Here is a 19,152-nt window from a genome sequence, read left to right on the forward strand (position 1 = left end):
GATCGTACACCTTGTACTTTCTTGATACGTCTTCGTCCTATTATGCTTTAGTTTGAATGAATATGAGGTACTTTGATAACATGATCAAAGATAATCGCTATAATGTTGCCCGTATTTTTATTGAGAAAGGAGAGATTAAAACGATTGAACAGATCTTCGATTATATTCCCAAGTCAGTGGTGAGCCGTGAGCTAAAGACCAACAACAACCGCTTTACGCGGCTTATCAGCGATCCCCTTGCATTTAAGTTAATAGAACTATCAAAAATAGCCAAAGCCATAGGGGTTGAGACAAAAGTGCTGGTGAACCTGGCTTTGCAGGATGAGTATAAACGAACAAGACCCGGTAAGAAAGCGGCCCGATAAAAGTACAGAATGGAATAATGCAGTATTCGTTCAAAACAAAAAAACTACGAAACGGTGATTTTCTCAATTTAATCACTATTTCTTTTTTATTTTGAATAATGAGTATGGATAAGCGATATGAAAGTATTAAGTTCATGATCGAAACAGGGCATATAACCGAATTCAGGCAGATCTTCAATTACATGCCAAAGAGTCCGCTGGGGAAATATCTTCATACCAATAATCCACGAATAACCCGCCTTACTTCGGAAGTTGATGATCTTACGGTACAGGAGATCGTTAGCATTAGTTCGTTTTTTGATGTAGACTATATGAAAATAATACACCTGGTGTTTGCACAATATATAAAAGACAGAAAGATCAAATAATATACATCGTTTCAATAAGTCGTTAAGGTTCTGCTTTATCCCGAGATTCCCGGGATCCCGGAGGGGAATGGCCATCCTGCTTGTTCATGGGTGGCCTTTTTTTACCGCTTTCTGCCAGGGGCAATTAATTTTAACACAAATACATTGAAGTATTTCGATTTATCTATTTATATTTGCACCGGTATTTAAAATGTGAGGTATGGACAGTAAAAAAATTGAGAAGATCTCCCGGGCTTTAGCCGATCCGCACCGGTTGCGGATATTGGATCAATTCAGAAAGAATTCCAATCCGGTGTATTGTTCAGAAGTTCATGACGTACTGGACCTGGCGCAGCCATCCATATCCCATCACCTGAAACAACTGGTAGATGCAGATCTACTGATCCCTGAAAAAGAAGGGCGCAACCTCAAGTACAATTTAAATCAGAAAGTGCTCGGCGAGTACATTAGCTTCCTGAATGCCCTGAAAGGGTAGAAAAACAGCTCAGGCAAATGCTGCATATATGAATATCAACAGGTATTAAGTCTGTTGGGGAGATCCTATTGACTAATATATCGAAATATTTCAATAAAAGAATCTATGAAGAAGTCTATCTACATTATGGCGCTGGGGGCGTTTGGCATTATTACAACAGAATTTGGCATTATTGGTATTATGCCCGCCATTGCGAAACATTTTCAGGTGTCTATCGATACGGCCGGCTGGCTGTTAAGTGGTTTTGCATTGACCATTGCGCTTACTGGTCCTTTTTCGGTGCTGCTAACCTCTAAAATCAACCGAAAAGTGATGATGTGCCTGGTGCTGCTGACCTTTGTGCTCTCCAATATTTTATCGGCGGTATCGCCCAATTTCACTGTGTTGATGATAGCAAGAATTCTACCCGCGTTTTTGCACCCGGTCTTTTGGGCTGTAGCAACGGTAGCCGCATCTAAACAGGTAGAACCCAAAGATGCGCCTAAAGCGGTATCTGTAGTGCTGGGCGGGTTAAGTGTAGCCACGGTATTGGGAGTACCTATTACCACGTACATAGCTGATCTGATCAACTGGCAGGCTTCTTTTATAGTATCGGGAATCATTAACCTGATTGCATTTGCAGCGCTGCTGGCATTTGTGCCTTCTATGCCGGTAATAGAAAATCAATCGGTAAAAAGCCAATTGGTGATTTTAAAGAAAGGACAAATGTGGGTGAACCTGGTGGCAACCATGATCATGATTGCCGGCATATTTGCTACGTATAGTTTCCTGGCCGAATATCTGGGCAAGATCAGCAGCATGAACGGAAAACAGATTAGTCTGATGCTGTTGTTGTTTGGTGCTACCGGTATTGCGGGCAATTGGGTTACGGGGCTGGCGTTGAGTAAAAATGTTTTATTGACAACACGGTTTTTCCTGTTATCGTTAATAGCAGTACACATGCTGGCGTATACGTTCGGTGGTTTGTTTATACCCATGACGGCTATTATCGGTATTTGGGGTTTTATTCATACCGGTGGTTTTTTGATCGGTCAAACCCGTTCAACTGCCGAAGCACCGGAGGCGCCTGAACTGGCCGCCAGTTTAATGGTGTCGTTTGGGAATGCAGGCGTAACCCTGGGTACCTTTTTGGGAGGGATGATCATTACCCGGTTTGGGGTTCATGAAGTGATCTGGATAAGTATTCTGTTACTGGTATTGGCCCTGGGATTAACGTGGGTGTTTGTTGGCCGTAAGGTGCCAGCAGCAGATCCGGAAACTCCTGTGGAAATTACTGAAGAAGATGTTGTGGAAGAAGCGTTGGGCGTATAAGCGTTCGGGGGTAGAAAAGGCTGCACGGTTATTGCCAATTCTGCACATTTATCGGCAAAATCGACGCATTTATTAAATAAATGATTTTTAACTTGCTTTACAGAAGCTTACGCATTTATTTTGGATGTTAAAATGTAGCATCCAAAAAGTGAAAACATATGACCCGACCCCGTTATTTACTGATCGCCATCGTACTGATATTATCAATAGCAAGTTGTAAAAAAAATGCAGGAAACAAGGCACCTATAGTAGATGCCGGGCCTTCGCAGACCATTTACCTCCCAGATTCTGCCCGGGTAAAAGGTACGATCACTGATGATGGCAAAATCGTGGCCAATTTATGGAGCCAGATTGCCGGGCCTAAGCAGGCAAATATCCTTAATCCGGGTGCCGATTCAACCGTTATCATATTTTCTGTACCGGGTAACTATTCATTTCAGTTACTGTCAACCGATAATGAAGGCGCTGTTGGCGTTGACACTGTTGCAATACTGGTGAACCCTAATAAAAACAAGGCACCTATAGTAGATGCCGGGCCTTCGCAGACCATTACCCTCCCTGATTCTGCCAGGGTAAAAGGTACAATCACTGATGATGGGAGTGTCGTGTCCAATTTATGGAGCCAGATTGCCGGGCCCAGGCAAGCAAATATCCTTAACCCGGGTGCCGAATCAACCGCTATCATATTTTCAGTATCCGGTAACTATTCATTTAAGTTACAGTCAACCGATAATGAAGGTGCTGTTGGCGTTGATACTGTTTCCATACAGGTAAACCCTGTTGAATTAAAAACATTGACGTTGCAACCGGTTAATAACCCATGGGAATTCAATTTAGCGGCTATTAGCCCATTGGCAGCACCAGACGATCGAAGCTATGTTCCCACTTATGACCTGCCGGTAATGTTCTGGCTAAAACCCAATAACGATTGGTATGAGGTACGGCCAATGATCAAATTTGATCTGAGTAGCATTCCTCCCAATCAAACCATCGTTAGCGCTAACCTGTATTTGTATTCTTATCCGGGCACAACTCAGAATGGAACAACTGCGAATACCGGTCCTCAGAACGGGTTTAATGCAAAAATGATCACCTCAGACTGGTCGCCTGCAACCGTTAACTGGAATAATCAACCAGTTACCTCCGGCGCTGTTTATGCAATGGCCTATGACACCAAAGAGGCACAGCTGGATATGAACTTCATTGTAACAGAGGCATTACTTTACATGACCCGCAATAAATTCAATTATGGATTTATGCTGCAAATGGCCAATAATAATCCAAATTATAACTCACGCACTTTTGTATCCAGCCATAACCCTGATCTCAGCCTTGCTGATAAATTTCCCAAGCTGGTGGTAGTATATAAAAGAAGCTGATTAAACCTGGTTATAAATACACTTAAAAAAGCCCTTCCCGGTACATCGGTAAGGGCTTTTGATTTCCCGTTCACTATCAAAACTTGTAGCCTTTAAAGTTTGCATTGTATTGGTTTAATGCCGATTATTGTATTTTGTACCAAAACAGTAATTGGAATGGAAAAAATTTATCTCAGCGATTCGGGCCCCAAAGTATCACCAGCTATTTATGGATTTTACAGATGGAATGAAGTAACAGGCGATGCCGCCCAAACCATGGAAAAGATCGTTAACCTGTGTCTGGAACTGGGCATTAACACATTCGATCATGCTGATATATATGGCGGCTACCAATGTGAAGAACTGTTTGGCAAGCTGATCAACCGGAAATCGTTCAAACGGGAAGACATTGTGTTGTTTTCGAAATGTGGGTTTGTTACTCCTCATGCCGAGGCGCCAGGTGTTCGCATTAATCACTATAATACTTCTGCTGCGCACATTCTTAAAAGTGTAGATAATTCACTGCGGAAACTGCGTACAGATTATATCGATATTTTCCTGTTGAATCACCTCGATCCTTTATCGAATGTGGAAGAAACAGCACTGGCCTTACAACGCCTGAAAGATTCCGGTAAGGTGAAAAATATCGGGGTGATGAATTTCACTGTGTTCCAACATCAGTTACTGGCTTCGTTATTAAAAACGCCCATTGTAACCAATCATTTTGAGTTGAACCTGTTGAACACCGCAGCACTCGACAATGGCCAGTTGGATTATTGCAAACAACGCTATATGCGTCCACTGGCATCAGCACCGCTGGCGGCAGGCCGTATTGCCAATGGAACCGATGCACAGGCCGTAAAAGTACGTTCGGTGCTGGAAGCAATTGGCAAAAAATACAATGCTGATATCGAATCTCTTGCTGTTGCCTGGCTGGTGAAATTAGGCGCCCTGCCATTAATTGGCACCATCAATGAGCAAAGGATCCGCAATATTGCCAATGCATTTTCTATTGACCTCGATCACCAGGATTGGTATGAGTTGTATGCGGCCTCGAGAGGGGAACTGTAGGGGCAGAAGGCAGAAATGAAATTTCTTAATGATAAGGCTAAAGCCCAAAGGCGAAAGCAAATATAAATTGCCCCAAAACAGCGTAGCTGTTTTGGGGCAATTGCATTAAGTCATTGCCCATTGTTCGTTGCTCATTGCCTTTCTATCTCTGCCCTCTGCCCTCTGCCTTCTGCCCTTTGCTTCCACTAAGTGACTTTCTTTCACCAGCTGAAAACTAAATTGAGCTATCTTTGCAGTGAATGAGAACGTTTGAAGACAGTTACCGGCATAAAGGATTGCGTAAACAGCTCGTTGATCTATTAAAACAGAAAGGCATTACCGATGAACGGGTGCTAACAGCTATATTACATGTTCCCAGGCATTATTTTCTCGATTCAGCTTTAGACAGGGTCGCTTATGAAGACCGGGCTTTTCCTATTGCGGAAGGACAAACCATTTCTCAACCATATACTGTTGCGTATCAAACCCAGTTGTTAGAGGTAAAGCCTTACGAAAAAGTGCTGGAGATCGGTACGGGCAGTGGTTACCAGGCAATTATTCTGGGCGAAATACAAGCTCAGGTATATACTATTGAGCGTCAGAAAAAATTGTTTGAAGAACACCGCGGTTTTGTGCTGAGAAGCAAATACCCCAACATTAAATATTTTTATGGCGATGGGTACGAAGGCCTGCCCACCTATGCTCCCTTTGACAAGGTGATCGTTACTGCAGCTGCTCCCTACATTCCACCTAAATTGATTGAACAATTAAAAGTGGGTGGCAAAATGGTAATACCGGTAGGCGAGGGCAACATCCAACGTATGTTACGTCTTACCAAACAACGCGATGGTAGTGTAACGGAAGAATTGTTCGACAAGTTTTCGTTTGTGCCCATGCTTGAAGGCAAGAACAGCTAGCTATTGAAGTAACCACCCTGCTGAAAACAACCTTGAACTAAATAACTTACACACTAAATAACTCAGTTTGCGAATAGTTATTATCGGTACAGGAAATGTTGCGACTATATTAGGTAAAAGGTTTTTGAAGGCCGACCATGAAATAGTGCAGGTGTGCGGAAGAAATCAATTGCATGCTGAAGAACTGGCCGATGTATTGGGTGTTCCGTTCACCACCGATCTGCAGCACCTTAATCCCAATGCCGATCTTTATGTGCTGGCCGTAAGCGATACCGCTGTGGCCGACATCGCCTCCCAATTGCAGCTGAATAATAAACTGGTAGTACATACCGCCGGTGCGGTTTCTAAAGACGTGTTAAGCGTTTGCAGCCGCAACTACGGCATCTTATATCCGTTGCAAAGCCTCCGTAGTGAATTGAATGAATTGCCTGATATTCCTTTTTTGGTAGATGGCAATACGGCGGATGACCTGGCCCTTATTTCCGAATTTGCCAATACCATCTCTAACCAGGTGCAGCAGGCCGGTGATGATCAGCGGTTGAAGTTGCATGTGGCAGCCGTTATGGTAAGTAATTTTACCAATCATTTATATGCCCTGGCAAAAGCTTATTGTTTACAGGAACATGTTGATTTCAATATGTTGTTACCACTGATCACTTCGGTAGCCGAACGCCTGCATGATTATGAACCTGCAGCAGTACAAACGGGCCCGGCCGTACGCAATGATGAAGCCACCATTCAAAAACACCTCGCCCTTTTACAACAACACCCCGCGCTAAAGACCCTATACATTATGTTCACAGAGAGCATTAGGAAAATGCATAGGTGAAAGGGCAGAGGGCAGAGAGGCAATGGGCAATAGTCAATGGGCAATGGGAGAAAGGCAGTGGGCAGTAGGCAATAGGAACAGCCCTCCTGCTTCGCTGGCTGGCGGATTTTTCTATTTCGCGAGCTACTCACAACTCACAACTCACAACTCACAACTCACAACTCACAACTCACTTGTCAACGTGTTAATCCAATCAACCCTACGCCCTTTGTCCCTTCACTTTCACCTTAACCCCCGCCTTCTTTTTTTTCTTCTTCTTTACTGCATTCGCCTTTTCTTTTTTGGCCGGTTGTTCACCCAGGTATCTTTCGCGGATGATACGCATGTGATGGGCTACATGGCCTGCACAAACAAATGCCAGTCCGGCAACGCTGATGTTGTTGTTGTTGGCGGAACCGGTTTGCAGTAACTGGTCATCGTCGAGTGAAAGCAGGAACAGTTCATTGGCGCTGCGCAGGGCCTTGAACTCTTCTACCAGTTCGTTCCATTTGCGTTTGGGGGCTTTGGCTGCTATGGCCCAGTTGTTTTCGTCAAAACCGGGCAGGGGGGCGGCATCATGCCGGGCAAAAGTGAGGGCCCGGTAAATAAATACCCTTTCCGAATCGATGATGTGCTGCAACAATTCCTTGATGGTCCATTTGTCTTCTGCATAGGCATAGTTGATCTTTTTGTGGGGCATCTGTTTCAGCAGTTTTCTAAAACGGCGGGTATTGTTGGCCAGGGCTTCCTGCAGATTGTCTTCCTGCAAGGCATTGAGATAGGTTTTGTAAAAATCAGGTACGGTAATGTCCTTTTTATTCACCATACTTTTTTCTTTAAATGTACTTAAAAAGATCCAGGTTGCCCGGTAACGCGTAACAAAGAAACAGGGTATACATTGGGGCGGTATGCCCTCCTGTATACCCTGTACTTATATTTTACAACTATTATCCTTTCTTGTTCTTCAGCGTAGGTTTGGGCGACGCACCGGTGGGGGCCACTTTGTTACCTGAAGGATTAAGCGTTGCAGCTACCTTGGCGGCTTCGTAGGCATTGATAATGCCACCGCTTTGGCTGATGTCGCTCAGCATAACGGTTTCGTCGGTTCCTGGTTTATTTACTTTAACACCAGGCGCCTGGGCCGATTTCATGATGCAATATTTTAATTGCTGCGGCGTGAGGTAAGGGAAATATTCCAGCAGGAAGGCGGCTGTACCGGCAACTACCGGGCAGGCCATGCTGGTCCCCTGGGCATTGCCATAGGTGTTGCCACCGGGAATGCTGGACCAGATCTTAACGCCGGGCGCAAATACATCTACCTGTTTTTTACCATAGTTAGAGAAACTGGCGGTGAAACCACCGGCCTGCGGATCACCGCTGGCGCCTACTGTGATCCAGTTTGCTGCTTTTTTATGGGTATCTCTCATGATCGCATTGGGGAAGTTATCTGCCGTATCGATGTCTTTCGCATCGTTCCCTGCTGCATGTACCAGCAATACGCCTTTGCTTTCTGCATATCTAACGGCCTCATCTATCCATTTTTTCTGGGGCGAGAAGTCTTTACCAAAGCTCATGTTCACCACTTTGGCACCGTTATCGGCTGCATAGCGAATAGCCAGGGCTATATCTTTATCGTGCTCATCACCATCGGGTACGGCACGGATCATCATAATGCGTACGTTATCGGCAACACCGTCCATTCCTTTACCATTGTTGCGTTCAGCGCCAATGATACCGGCCACGTGGGTGCCATGGAAGGGGGTGGAAGCCATTACATCAGGGTTACCGTAAGAACGGTCGTTGATGTCCTGTTCGTTATCGTGGGTAACCTCACCGCGGTAATCTTCGGGGGCTTTTGATTTGGCTTCTTCTTTTCTTTCCTCCCCGCTAACAAACTCTTCAAAACCATCCAGGAACTCCTTATTGGTGGTTTCCATCATCTGATTGTTCTTGAAAAGGAACATCAGCTGGCCTTTGGCCGTATCCTGTGTGCCGTTTTCGGTTTTAAAGGTATCCAGCTCGTTACCGGTATAAGTATCTTTTTTCATACCAGCCCGTAAAATGCTGTCGCTTTTTTGCGCCATGGTCAAAAACATTCTCAGTCTGCCCAGGTCAACCTGTTCGTCGCTGCCATCGCCTTCTACTTTTGCTTTGGCCTTCAACCACATTTTGTACTGGTCTTTTTCATCGGCGTTCATTTTAGTGGTATCTACTTTATCGCCGAATTTGCTTTTGTACATATGATAAACGCGGGCGCCTTCGTAAGAATCCTGTTTTACGTTTTTGCCATCCTTGCCACCTATAAAGTTCCAGCCATGAATATCATCTACATATCCGTTGCCATCGTCATCGATGCCATTGCCGGGGATCTCTTTGGGGTTTACCCACAGAATATCTTTCAGGTCTTCGTGCAGGGTGTCAATACCAGAGTCGATGATCGCTACCACTACGGTTTTACCCTTCAGGTTTTTGGAGTGAATGAAATCATAGGCTTTATTGACACTGATCCCATAGTATCCATCCTTGGTTTTGTCGAGCAGATGCCATCCCTTCGGCACATCGCCTGTTTTAATGCTTTTCTCCTGCTGCGCAAAAGCGGTTTGGTCAGCAACCACGAGGGCAGTTAAAAATCCTGCTACTTTTACCAGTTTGTTCATTTACAAGTGTTTTTTGCTTTACAGATTTACAAGATTCGTAACGTAAGTTTATTAACGGTATGTAGGGCTCAAATATCTGGTTTTTACTAATTCTTAACATTTGAAGATTTTCCCCCGCCTTTACAAACGTTCATTGTTTTTGTCAGGCACAAAATATAAAATTAAAAGCCACACATGTATGATATTACATGAGTGGCTAATATTTTGTTCATAAGATTTTGTAAAGCCCGGGCTTTTCGAAAGCTGTATCGGGTACTCTTTCTCTAATGTTGCGACAGCTTCAATTCAACCCGGCGGTTGGCTGCTTTGCCTTCCGGTGTGCTGTTGTCGGCAACAGGTTTATCCTGGCCATAACCCCTGGCTTCTAACCGGCTGGCGTCAAGGCCTTTTTGTACCAGGTAGTTTTTAACGGCATCTGCTCGTTTTTGCGATAAGATCTGGTTGTTGGCTGGTTTACCTACATTATCGGTATGCCCTTCAATAACCAGTTTCAGGGTAGTATCACCCCGCAGAATAGCTACTACACCATTCAGCGCGCTGTACGACTCAGCCGCGATCTTTTCGCTGCCAGTTATAAAGAATATTTTTTTAGCGGCATAGTTTACTTTTTCAACGATCTCTTTCTTAATATCCGGACAACCCTTATTGGTTATTGAACCGGCTATAGTCGGGCATTTGTCGTCTTTATCATTCACACCATCGCCATCGCTGTCGGGGATCGGGCAGCCATTGAATTCGGCAGGTCCTGCTTTATCCGGGCACAAATCTGTTTCATCGTTTATGCCATCGCCATCGGTATCGGGAATGGGGCAGCCATGGTATTTAAATGTGCCTGCTACATCAGGGCACTGGTCTACGTCGTCGAGAACAGAGTCATTATCCCGGTCAAAGATGGGACAACCGCGGTCGCGCGCCAACCCGGCCTGGTCAGGACATTTATCAACGGCATCAGCAACGCCGTCGCCATCCTTATCGGGACAGCCGCCTGCTTTAGCCGAACCGGGTACATCCGGACAGGCATCTGCTTTATCGGGTACCCCATCGCGATCTTTATCGTTGCTTGCTACCACGCGCTTGCTCAACCATAAACCAAGGGAGGCGCCTATTACCTGGTGTTTAAAGGTGCCGCTGTACGAGGCGTTGTAAAAATTGGTAAGGCCCTGGCTAATGAAACCGGTCAATAATACATTGCCGAGTTCAAACCCAACGCGGGCATTCACCCCAATATCAAAAGTTTTTACGCTGTTGTCATTTTTACCCACCTGAATGCTGCTTTCATCCTGGTTATAGCGCATAATGGTATCCCTTTTTTCCCAGCTGTCTTTGCCACTATAAAAGAACGACAGGTATGGGCCTGCGCTGATGAGGAACCGGCTTTTTCTGTTCAGACGCAGTTTTACCGCCAGGTTCAGCGGCATATCGATATAGTTGGTATAGAAATTATTACTATAATACAGGGTATCGCCCTTTACAGAATTCATATCGTAAGAGCGGGCGAATTTTCTACCCTTGTTGGAGAATATGATCCCGGGCTGAAAAAAAAGTTTATTGGTATACCCAATGGGCATTTCGGCTATAACGCCCAGGTTCAAACCACTTCTTTTGGAATAATAGGGTTTTGTGGTATTGTCCCAGTCTGGTATATAATTAGTCTCTTTTACTGTTGAAGATTGCGGCCCCCCTACAATTCCTAATCGCAATTGGGCATTGGCATTGTATAGGGTAGCGGTCAATAACAGCAGTGCGTAAAGTTTCTTCATACCGGTTCAGCTTAAAAGACTGGTAGTAACGTTTTTGAGGCTCCTTATATTGTCTGAACCGGGAAGGTAGGGATGGGTGGGATGGTGGGAGAGATGTAGGAGGTAAGATGTAGGAGGTAAGAAGTACGAAGTAAAAGCAGGATGCTCAAGTTTTCAAGATCTTTGAACATCCTACATCTTACTTCCTACTTCTACTTCGAAAATTTATACGTGAAATTTAATTCCCTGTGCTAAGGGTAATTGCGTAGAATAATTGATCGTATTTGTCTGGCGTCGCATATAGGCTTTCCAGGCATCGCTGCCGCTTTCGCGACCGCCGCCGGTTTCTTTTTCGCCGCCGAAGGCGCCGCCGATCTCGGCCCCGGAGGTACCGATATTTACATTGGCAATGCCGCAATCGCTGCCATTGGCTGATAAGAACTGTTCTGCTTCCCGCAGGTTCAGTGTCATAATGCTCGATGATAACCCCTGCGGCACCCCGTTCTGAATGGCGATCGCATCATCGATGGTGTTATATTTCATCAAATACAAAATAGGTGCAAAGGTTTCCTGTTGCACTATGTTGAAATGAGGGTCTACTTCGGCAATACAGGGTTTTACATAACAACCGCTTTCAAAGCCTTTGCCTTCCAGCACCCCGCCTTCCACAATAAAGCGGCCGCCTTCTTTTTTACAGGCTTCCAACGCTTTCTGGTAACCGATAACTGCGTCTTTATCGATCAACGGTCCCACGTGGTTGTTTTCATCGAGCGGGTCGCCGATGCTTAGTTGTTTATAGGCTGCTACCAGTTTGGTTTTTATGGTGTCGTATACGGCTTCGTGTACAATCAGCCGCCGGGTAGTGGTACACCGTTGACCGGCGGTACCTACGGCGCCAAAAACAGAGCCGCGGATGGCGATGTCGAGATCGGCATGTTGTGAAATGATGATGGCATTATTGCCACCCAGTTCCAACAGGGCGCGGCCAAGGCGGGCGCCAACAGTGGCGCCTACGGCTTTACCCATACGGGTTGAACCGGTAGCCGATACCAGTGGAACCCGGCTGTCGGCACTCAGCCATTCACCCACTTCACGTCCACCGATCACCAGTCCGTTGATGCCATCGGGCACATCGTTGCGTTTCAGTACGTCGGCAATAATATTATGACAGGCCACTGCGCACAGCGGTGTTTTTTCTGAAGGTTTCCAAACGCATACATTCCCGCAGATCCAGGCCAGCATGGTATTCCAGCTCCAAACCGCTACAGGGAAATTGAAGGCGGAAATAATGCCTACGATGCCCAGCGGATGCCATTGTTCGTACATGCGGTGGGCAGGGCGTTCGCTGTGCATGGATAAGCCATACAACTGGCGGGAAAGGCCAACCGCAAAATCACAGATGTCGATCATTTCCTGCACTTCGCCATACCCTTCCTGCAGGCTTTTGCCCATTTCATACGACACCAGTTTGCCCAGCGGTTCCTTATGGGCCCGTAAGGCGTCCCCGATCTGACGAACAATTTCACCCCGTTTGGGCGCCGGCCAGGTACGCCATTCCAAAAAGGCGGTCTGCGCCTTGGCGATAACGGTTTCATAATCGTTTTTATCGGCAGCCTGTATGGTGGCAATCAGTTTACCATCAACGGGTGAATGCGACACAATCAGTTCGCCATGAGCTGGCAGAGAACTGTTACCGGTTGATACACCGGAATTTTTTTCAGTGATCTTTAAAGCGGCAAGAAAATCCATGTAGTTCGTTTTGGACAAATGTAAGGAAAAGGCAGAAGGCAAAGGGCAAAGCTAAAACCGTTACTTGTGTTGGTATGCACGCAAAAACGTGCAGGGGATCGCGCCGGTCTTCTGCCGGTATTACCGTTGACTTTGTTCGGACTTTGTTCGGGTTTTGCCTCGGTACAGCCGAACATTCCCGAATGAAATCCGAACAAAATGCGAACAACATGCGCCGCAATACCGGCTCAATACCGGCGCCATGCTGCATTTCCTCATAATCAGGTAAAACAGCTATAGACTACTATAGACACAAATAGGCAGCATAGACTGTTATAGGACATCTTAGCTATGCAGCTGATTGTCGCTGCATAAAACCGGCATATCTTCGTATTCGTATACGACAGTTCTTTGAAATAATGGATGCAGCTATTTAATGAGAGGCTTCTCTACGGTGCTTGGCCAGTTGAAGTGCGCAGTACTCGTTGAATTCATCCTCATCGGCATCGTCGTCCTCATCGTCATCCACTTCGCGCTGCATAATGTGGTTATTGGCAAAATCCAGGGTGAGCAGTCCGTCTTTCAGTACAATGTTATTGAACTGAAGCCAGTTGTATCTTTTTTTGAACAGGGAGTTGATGACGATCTCGTTATCGGAGAAACCGATCTCTACCGCATATTTAGCCTGGTATTCCAGTAAGGCCAGAATGATAAAAACAAACAGCAGCCAGGAGAAGTAAGGCATTTTCATCCATACCAGTCCGGCCAGCAGTAAGGCGCGGCTGTAATATACTTTTCGTTTTTTGGCCTGTTGGATAAGGTTGAAAATGATAAAGCCCAACACCGCCACGGCGCCAATGAGGTAAGCCAGGCTTACATTGTCGCTACGCAGTAGTTCCATGGTAAAACAGATAACGGATACAATACTGAGGATCAGCCCCAGTATATCCAGATACCGGTTGGTTTGGTTTTTCAGCGTAACAACATATTGATATACCATGGTAGTTGATAGGGTTGATAAGTTGATTAGTGAGTGGTGAGTGGTGAGCAGTGAGTAGTGAGTGGTGAGTTTAGTTCGCGATGATCGAGATTAATAAACTCCTTTGCACCGTCCAATACTCATGACTACTGCTTAGCCCGCCGCAGCCTTTAATTCTCTGCCCTCTGCCTGATTTCAATGGTTACTGGCTACCAACAGGTTGGCCAATCTCCATAAAATGTGTGCGCCTACGTTGGCGTCCCACTCATTGTTATCGCCTACACCAATTTCCACCAAATCGAAACCAATGAATTTACGGCCGCTTTGAACGATCTTTTTTAACAGGTAAAAGATCTGTTCGGTCTCAAATCCACCTTGTACAGGGGTGCCTGTATTGGGACACAATTTAGGATCAAGCCCATCAATATCAAAACTTACCAGTACTTTTTCGGGTAATTTGCTCACGATCTCATCGGTGATCTGTTTCCAGGTTTCCCCTTCGAACTGGCGTTCTTTTATGTCTTTATCAAAATAGGGTATTACCCGGTCTTTGTTGTTCTGAATATATTCCCATTCTTCCTGGCAGTAATCGCGGGCGCCCAGTTGTACCAGGTGGGTGAGGGTAGGAATTTCTTTCAGTGCATTATACATAACACTGGCATGGCTGTAGGTAAACAGCTCATAGGAGGCACGCAGGTCGCAATGGGCATCAATTTGCAATACGCCAAATTCGCCATGCTGTTCGGCCATTGCCTTGAAAAAACCCAGTACTACGCTGTGATCGCCGCCCAGTATTGCTACCAGTTTACCGCGGTTGAGCAGTTGTTTGGATTGTTCGTACACCCATTTGTTCAAATACCCGCCGCCTTCATTGATATCGCGCAGCGATTTGCACATGAAGAGGTTTTTCTCCAGTATTTCGCCATGGCAGATATAGTCGATGTATAACTCGGCTTCCTTGCGCAGGTAGTCACTTTTTAGCAGCACCTTTTTATCGGGTGGGCGCATAAAAAAACCCTGCTTCCACGATTCTTTGGTTTCAGGGTCAAAAAGGTCAACATGCATACTTGCCTTGAAGATATGGTCGGCTGCCCGGGCAGTACCGGCATTATAGCTTACGGTAACTTCCCAGGGAACAGGTAGTATTACCAAACGGGCATCTTCCTCGGTAAACGGCAAACCAAAAATATTGTTATTGGGATTACTTGCCGCGTTGGGATCAAATTGCGATAGGTCTGTCATATGTCACACACTAAAAAAACGGGGTGCAAGTTAGCCCACGAACAGATAGTAGCAAAATATTTATGAAAGATAGCTGACGTTTGTTAGTTAATAGTTGAAAGTTCAAAGTTCAAAGTTCGGAGATTTCGCAGCTTTAGACCTTAAACTATGAACAGAAAGTTAAAACCTTACAATAAACACTTAAATTCTAATTACACATACTACATAAATAAAATCTATCTATCCTCAATTCAATTTTGAACTAACTTTGCGGCGTAAACACCCAAATGTGCCACGCCGTCAAGGCGTTACAATAAATATTTCAGATGAAAAAGATCCACATTGTCATTCTGGTTGGAATCGCGGTCTGCATTATGGTCCTGTTGAGCTTTATGGCCGATCTTTCCACCTACGAAACCCTGGCCTCAGCCCGTCAAAAAGAAGGTAAAACCGTGACCGTAATTGCCAAGCTCGATAAATCGGCTGCTGTTCCCATCGAGTACGACCCTGCTAAAAACCCCAATTTAACCCAGTTCTATGTAGTTGATTCTCTGGGCAACCGGGCGCAGGTGCGTTATTATTTCGAAAAGCCTATGGATATGGAGAAAAGCGATCGTATTGTGCTGAAAGGAAAAATGCAAGGGGATGTATTTGAAATTAAAAGCAAAGACGGAATTCTGATTAAATGTCCATCCAAATATAAAGACGATCCCAAAGCTGCGGCGAACAACCTGACTCAAAATTAAAATCCTGAAATGAAGTATATCGGTGAACACCTGTTACCCGGTCAGTTAGGACAATTTCTGGTAGTGCTTTCCCTTGTAGCGTCATTGGTAGCCTGTATTGCTTATTTTAAAGCTTCCAATGCCACTGTAGAAACAGACCACGAAAGCTGGAGAAAACTGGCCCGCATTGCTTTTATCGTGAATGCCGCCTCGGTACTGGCCACTTTCAGCATTCTCTTCTTTATTATTGCCAAACATTATCACGAATATTTTTACGCCTGGAACCACTCAGACATCACCCTGAACCCCAAATACCTGCTCAGTAGTATCTGGGAAGGGCAGGAGGGCGCCTTCTTATTATGGACCTTCTGGCAGTCTCTGTTGGGCGTATTATTGATTGCCACCGCCAAAAAATGGGAAGCGCCGGTTATGACGGTGATGAGCTTTGCCCAGTTTTGCCTGGCTACCCTTATTATTGGGGTGTATGTGTTTGATCTGAAGGTGGGGAGCAGTCCATTTCTATTGACCCGCTACCAGTTTCAGGATGCGCCCATTTTCCAGGGCGAGAATTACCTGAACCTCCCGAAAATTCACACTGGTAATGGCCTCAATCAGTTATTGCAGAACTACTGGATGGTGATCCACCCGCCGGTGTTGTTTTTGGGTTATGCAAGTACCATTGTGCCATTTGCTTATACGATAGCCGGTTTGTGGAAGAAAGATTTTGGCGGCTGGTCGAAACAGGCTTTGCCCTGGTCATTGTTCTCCGGCGGCATTTTTGGCCTGGGAATTATGATGGGTGCCGCCTGGGCTTACGAATCCCTCACTTTTGGTGGTTATTGGGCCTGGGATCCCGTTGAAAACGCTTCCCTGGTACCCTGGCTGATAATGGTGGCTGGTATTCATACCCAGGTTATATATAATTCAACCGGTCACTCATTGCGGGCAACCAACTTTTTCTTTGTATTGAGCTTTTTGCTGGTATTATACTCAACCTATCTTACCCGCAGCGGCGACCTGCAGGATACGTCGGTACACGCGTTTGTTGACTCAGGCATGAACTGGCAAATGCGCATCTGGGTGCTGCTCTTTGCCATTGGTTCGCTGACCCTGTTGATCTCCCGGTATAGGAAGATCCCGCATATTGCCAAGGAAGAAGAGTTCAGCAGCCGCGAATTCTGGATGTTCATCGGTTCGCTGGTATTGTTCCTGTCGGCCATGGCCATCATCGTTCCCACTTCTTTCCCCATCTTCAATAAACTGTTCGGCACCAAAATGGTGATCGGGGAGGACAAAGAATTTCCCTATAACCGCATTCAGATATTTGTAGCGGTGGTGATAGGTATATTGACTGCAATCAGCCAGTACCTCAAATACAAAAACACGTCAAAAGCGTATTTTACGAAAAAACTGCTCTGGGCTACAGCGATCTCGCTGTTGGTATCGGTTTCCATCAGTGTTTTCGGTCATGTTAACTATAATAAATACGGTTATGGCTTTCTGGCTGCCATTCACCTGGCCCTGTTTACTTCGGTGTATGCAGTCATTGCCAATGCCGGGTATATTTTTACCGGATTACATGGCAAATTAAAAGCGGCCGGCGCTTCCGTTGCCCACCTGGGTTTTGGCCTGTTGCTGGTGGGAATTCTCATTTCTTCCTCCAAGAAAGAGGTGCTGTCGGTAAATACCTTTAATCCGCTCAATTTTGGTCCTGAAAAACCAAAAGAAGGGTTTGAAAACCTGACCCTGTTCCGTGGCGTAAAAACCGATATGGGAAGCTACTGGGCAACCTATGTGGGAGACTCGGTGAGTGAAAAGAAGACGGTGACCTACTTCAGGGTTGATATGGAGCGGAAAGATGGAAAAGACAAATTCACCTTATACCCCGACCTGATCAAGAATACCAAGGGGCAGGAAGGTAATTCAAACAACCCCGATTCAAAACATTACCTGCATAAAGATATTTTCAGTTATGTGAACCATGCCAGTTCGGTGCAGGAAGGCTCCGATACGGCCCAGTTCAAAAACCATGTGGTGAAAACCGGCGATACGGTGTTTTATTCTGAAGGGTATATGATCCTGGACAGCGTAACCGTAAACCCGAACAATGAAAAATACAAGTTCACCAGCAGGGATACGGCTTTAATGGCCAATTTAACGGTGATCACCAAAGAACAGCAAAAGCTGGTCGCTAAACCGGTATTTTATGTTCGCAACAATGGCGCCCAATACATGCTGGATACCCTGTATTCACAAGGGCTGGCCATTGGCCTCACCCGAATTGCCGACGATAAACACGTGGAGATCAGTGTAAAGGAATCATCGCGCCTGGCGCCGTTCCTGGCATTGAAGGTGCTGCAGTTTCCTTTCATTAACCTGGTGTGGTTGGGGACCCTCCTGATGATCGCCGGGTTTGTAATGAGTATGATCCGCAGAGTTAAATTGTTATAGGCCCTGCCGGGAGTTGACGAGTTAACAGGTTAATACAATTCAAAGCCCATTCTGGAACCCAGGATGGGCTTTTTGCTTTGCCCGCCGAAGCCTTGGCGTAGGAGGTTTTGCCCGCCAAAGCCTTAAATGATTAACCTTATTTAATCAAATCATATTCAGTCAACCGTTCTCCCTTTGTATTTCATATTGTAAATTTGATTGTAACCTTACCAATTTTTTAATAATTATCGGGCAGCGGTGCGGGTTACTAAAGTGTCTTTCTGGAATTACAATTACAAAGGAATTTGTATTATATTAGTGCGATTGGAATGACTGAAAAAAGAAAAATATTCAGGATCTTATTTGCGGTTTTGGCAATTGTAGCGGTTTCTATTAATCCGGCTCATGCACAAACGGCCCCCGATACTATTCCCTTACCTCTGTTAGGGCCCAATGATACCATTCCAGTTCCCGCACAGATAGTTGAAAATGAATATGTGCCGGCTCAAACCCTGGGTTGGGTATGGGTACAGGTTCCCTATCCCAAGCATTTATTGAAAAGAAGACAGGAGTGGACGCGTTTACGCAATGCGGTTTATGTATGTTATCCGTATGCCCGCCGGGCCGGCGCCATCATGAACGACATCAACGCGCACATTTCCCAAATGCCTGATAAAGACAAGAAAACGTATATAAAATCCCGCGAAAAAGAGTTGAAAAAACAGTTTGCAGAACCGCTGAGCGAACTGTCGATTTACCAGGGAAAAGTATTGATGAAGCTTATCAACCGGCAAACCGGTAATAACTGCTACGAGATCATTAAAGAATATAAAGGTGGATTTACTGCCAGAACCTGGCAAACCGTGGCCTTTCTGTTTGGCAGCAACCTCAAACAGCCATACGATGCCCAAGGCGATGAGCGTGAAATAGAAAGCATCGTTCAGGAAGTGGAACGGATGCATCGCATGTAGTTCCTTAGTTCAAGGCCTCGGATTAACTCCTACACTCGCGAATTTCAGGT

The 19,152-nt window shown here is 45.5% G+C and carries 17 protein-coding genes; 11 read left to right on the forward strand and 6 right to left on the reverse strand.

The features are described from left to right. The first annotated feature begins 80 nt into the window (after window positions 1–80). The 8 genes from BMX95_RS26300 to BMX95_RS26335 all read left to right on the forward strand — a co-directional run bounded on the left by BMX95_RS26300 (window position 81) and on the right by BMX95_RS26335 (window position 6,673). The gene (locus BMX95_RS26300) at window positions 81–365 is read left to right on the forward strand and encodes a hypothetical protein (protein ID WP_133053862.1); all 285 of its coding nucleotides are present in this window, start codon (window positions 81–83) and stop codon (window positions 363–365) included. A gap of 104 nt (window positions 366–469) precedes the next feature. Then, window positions 470–733: a hypothetical protein gene (locus BMX95_RS26305; RefSeq protein WP_081198078.1), complete on the forward strand. Its 264-nt coding sequence runs from the start codon at window positions 470–472 to the stop codon at window positions 731–733. A 199-nt stretch (window positions 734–932) separates the two neighbouring features. Further along, window positions 933–1,208 carry an ArsR/SmtB family transcription factor gene (locus tag BMX95_RS26310; protein ID WP_081198077.1) on the forward strand — a complete coding sequence of 92 codons (276 nt, stop codon included), beginning with the start codon at window positions 933–935 and terminating at the stop codon, window positions 1,206–1,208. A 105-nt stretch (window positions 1,209–1,313) separates the two neighbouring features. Then, window positions 1,314–2,519, forward strand: a complete 1,206-nt coding sequence (locus BMX95_RS26315; RefSeq protein ID WP_081198076.1) for an MFS transporter — start codon at window positions 1,314–1,316, stop codon at window positions 2,517–2,519. Window positions 2,520–2,677: 158 nt separating this feature from the next. Beyond that, window positions 2,678–3,898, forward strand: a complete 1,221-nt coding sequence (locus BMX95_RS26320) for a PKD domain-containing protein (protein ID WP_081198075.1) — start codon at window positions 2,678–2,680, stop codon at window positions 3,896–3,898. Between the two features lie 156 nt (window positions 3,899–4,054). Further along, complete coding sequence (locus BMX95_RS26325) at window positions 4,055–4,948, forward strand: aldo/keto reductase (RefSeq protein ID WP_081198144.1); 894 nt, start codon at window positions 4,055–4,057, stop codon at window positions 4,946–4,948. A gap of 239 nt (window positions 4,949–5,187) precedes the next feature. Then, on the forward strand, window positions 5,188–5,844 hold the full coding sequence (locus BMX95_RS26330; RefSeq protein WP_081198074.1) for a protein-L-isoaspartate(D-aspartate) O-methyltransferase: 657 nt from the start codon (window positions 5,188–5,190) through the stop codon (window positions 5,842–5,844). Window positions 5,845–5,911: 67 nt separating this feature from the next. Then, entirely contained in the window at window positions 5,912–6,673 is a 762-nt protein-coding gene (locus BMX95_RS26335; protein WP_081198073.1) for a Rossmann-like and DUF2520 domain-containing protein, read from the forward strand. 199 nt (window positions 6,674–6,872) lie between these two features. On the opposite strand, the gene BMX95_RS26340 is transcribed toward BMX95_RS26335, so the two are convergent. The 6 genes from BMX95_RS26340 to BMX95_RS26365 form a co-directional block, all read right to left on the reverse strand. Continuing rightward, complete coding sequence (locus BMX95_RS26340; RefSeq protein ID WP_081198072.1) at window positions 6,873–7,478, reverse strand: DinB family protein; 606 nt, start codon at window positions 7,476–7,478, stop codon at window positions 6,873–6,875. Between the two features lie 121 nt (window positions 7,479–7,599). After that, entirely contained in the window at window positions 7,600–9,309 is a 1,710-nt protein-coding gene (locus BMX95_RS26345) for a S8 family serine peptidase (protein WP_081198071.1), read from the reverse strand. Window positions 9,310–9,572: 263 nt separating this feature from the next. Further along, window positions 9,573–11,069: an OmpA family protein gene (locus BMX95_RS26350; RefSeq protein WP_081198070.1), complete on the reverse strand. Its 1,497-nt coding sequence runs from the start codon at window positions 11,067–11,069 to the stop codon at window positions 9,573–9,575. A gap of 204 nt (window positions 11,070–11,273) precedes the next feature. Further along, on the reverse strand, window positions 11,274–12,797 hold the full coding sequence (amaB, locus tag BMX95_RS26355) for an L-piperidine-6-carboxylate dehydrogenase (protein ID WP_081198069.1): 1,524 nt from the start codon (window positions 12,795–12,797) through the stop codon (window positions 11,274–11,276). Between the two features lie 412 nt (window positions 12,798–13,209). Then, on the reverse strand, window positions 13,210–13,776 hold the full coding sequence (locus BMX95_RS26360; protein ID WP_081198068.1) for a hypothetical protein: 567 nt from the start codon (window positions 13,774–13,776) through the stop codon (window positions 13,210–13,212). A gap of 174 nt (window positions 13,777–13,950) precedes the next feature. Further along, window positions 13,951–14,997, reverse strand: coding sequence for an agmatinase family protein (locus tag BMX95_RS26365; protein ID WP_081198067.1), 1,047 nt, complete (start codon window positions 14,995–14,997; stop codon window positions 13,951–13,953). A gap of 305 nt (window positions 14,998–15,302) precedes the next feature. Here BMX95_RS26365 and BMX95_RS26370 point away from each other — a divergent pair, with 305 nt between their 5' ends. The 3 genes from BMX95_RS26370 (at window position 15,303) to BMX95_RS26380 (ending at window position 19,102) form a co-directional block, all read left to right on the forward strand. Beyond that, window positions 15,303–15,722, forward strand: coding sequence for a cytochrome c maturation protein CcmE domain-containing protein (locus tag BMX95_RS26370; protein ID WP_081198066.1), 420 nt, complete (start codon window positions 15,303–15,305; stop codon window positions 15,720–15,722). Between the two features lie 9 nt (window positions 15,723–15,731). Further along, a complete protein-coding gene (ccsA, locus tag BMX95_RS26375; RefSeq protein ID WP_081198065.1) occupies window positions 15,732–18,152 on the forward strand; it encodes a cytochrome c biogenesis protein CcsA in 2,421 nt (806 codons plus the stop codon). A gap of 308 nt (window positions 18,153–18,460) precedes the next feature. Beyond that, on the forward strand, window positions 18,461–19,102 hold the full coding sequence (locus BMX95_RS26380) for a DUF4294 domain-containing protein (RefSeq protein WP_081198064.1): 642 nt from the start codon (window positions 18,461–18,463) through the stop codon (window positions 19,100–19,102). Window positions 19,103–19,152: the final 50 nt, after the last annotated feature.

It is taken from the genome of Niastella yeongjuensis (genome assembly GCF_900110245.1).
Classification (GTDB): Bacteria; Bacteroidota; Bacteroidia; order Chitinophagales; family Chitinophagaceae; genus Niastella; species Niastella yeongjuensis.

Excerpts from the sequence above, each read along its gene's own strand:
- BMX95_RS26300 (WP_133053862.1), top strand. The coding sequence starts at position 81 with ATGATCAAAGATAATCGCTATAATGTTGCCCGTATTTTTATTGAGAAA.
- BMX95_RS26305 (WP_081198078.1), top strand. The coding sequence starts at position 470 with ATGGATAAGCGATATGAAAGTATTAAGTTCATGATCGAAACAGGGCAT.
- BMX95_RS26310 (WP_081198077.1), top strand. The coding sequence starts at position 933 with ATGGACAGTAAAAAAATTGAGAAGATCTCCCGGGCTTTAGCCGATCCG.
- BMX95_RS26315 (WP_081198076.1), top strand. The coding sequence starts at position 1,314 with ATGAAGAAGTCTATCTACATTATGGCGCTGGGGGCGTTTGGCATTATT.
- BMX95_RS26320 (WP_081198075.1), top strand. The coding sequence starts at position 2,678 with ATGACCCGACCCCGTTATTTACTGATCGCCATCGTACTGATATTATCA.
- BMX95_RS26325 (WP_081198144.1), top strand. The coding sequence starts at position 4,055 with ATGGAAAAAATTTATCTCAGCGATTCGGGCCCCAAAGTATCACCAGCT.
- BMX95_RS26330 (WP_081198074.1), top strand. The coding sequence starts at position 5,188 with ATGAGAACGTTTGAAGACAGTTACCGGCATAAAGGATTGCGTAAACAG.
- BMX95_RS26340 (WP_081198072.1), bottom strand. The coding sequence starts at position 7,478 with ATGGTGAATAAAAAGGACATTACCGTACCTGATTTTTACAAAACCTAT.
- BMX95_RS26345 (WP_081198071.1), bottom strand. The coding sequence starts at position 9,309 with ATGAACAAACTGGTAAAAGTAGCAGGATTTTTAACTGCCCTCGTGGTT.
- BMX95_RS26350 (WP_081198070.1), bottom strand. The coding sequence starts at position 11,069 with ATGAAGAAACTTTACGCACTGCTGTTATTGACCGCTACCCTATACAAT.
- amaB (WP_081198069.1), bottom strand. The coding sequence starts at position 12,797 with ATGGATTTTCTTGCCGCTTTAAAGATCACTGAAAAAAATTCCGGTGTA.
- BMX95_RS26360 (WP_081198068.1), bottom strand. The coding sequence starts at position 13,776 with ATGGTATATCAATATGTTGTTACGCTGAAAAACCAAACCAACCGGTAT.
- BMX95_RS26365 (WP_081198067.1), bottom strand. The coding sequence starts at position 14,997 with ATGACAGACCTATCGCAATTTGATCCCAACGCGGCAAGTAATCCCAAT.
- BMX95_RS26370 (WP_081198066.1), top strand. The coding sequence starts at position 15,303 with ATGAAAAAGATCCACATTGTCATTCTGGTTGGAATCGCGGTCTGCATT.
- ccsA (WP_081198065.1), top strand. The coding sequence starts at position 15,732 with ATGAAGTATATCGGTGAACACCTGTTACCCGGTCAGTTAGGACAATTT.
- BMX95_RS26380 (WP_081198064.1), top strand. The coding sequence starts at position 18,461 with ATGACTGAAAAAAGAAAAATATTCAGGATCTTATTTGCGGTTTTGGCA.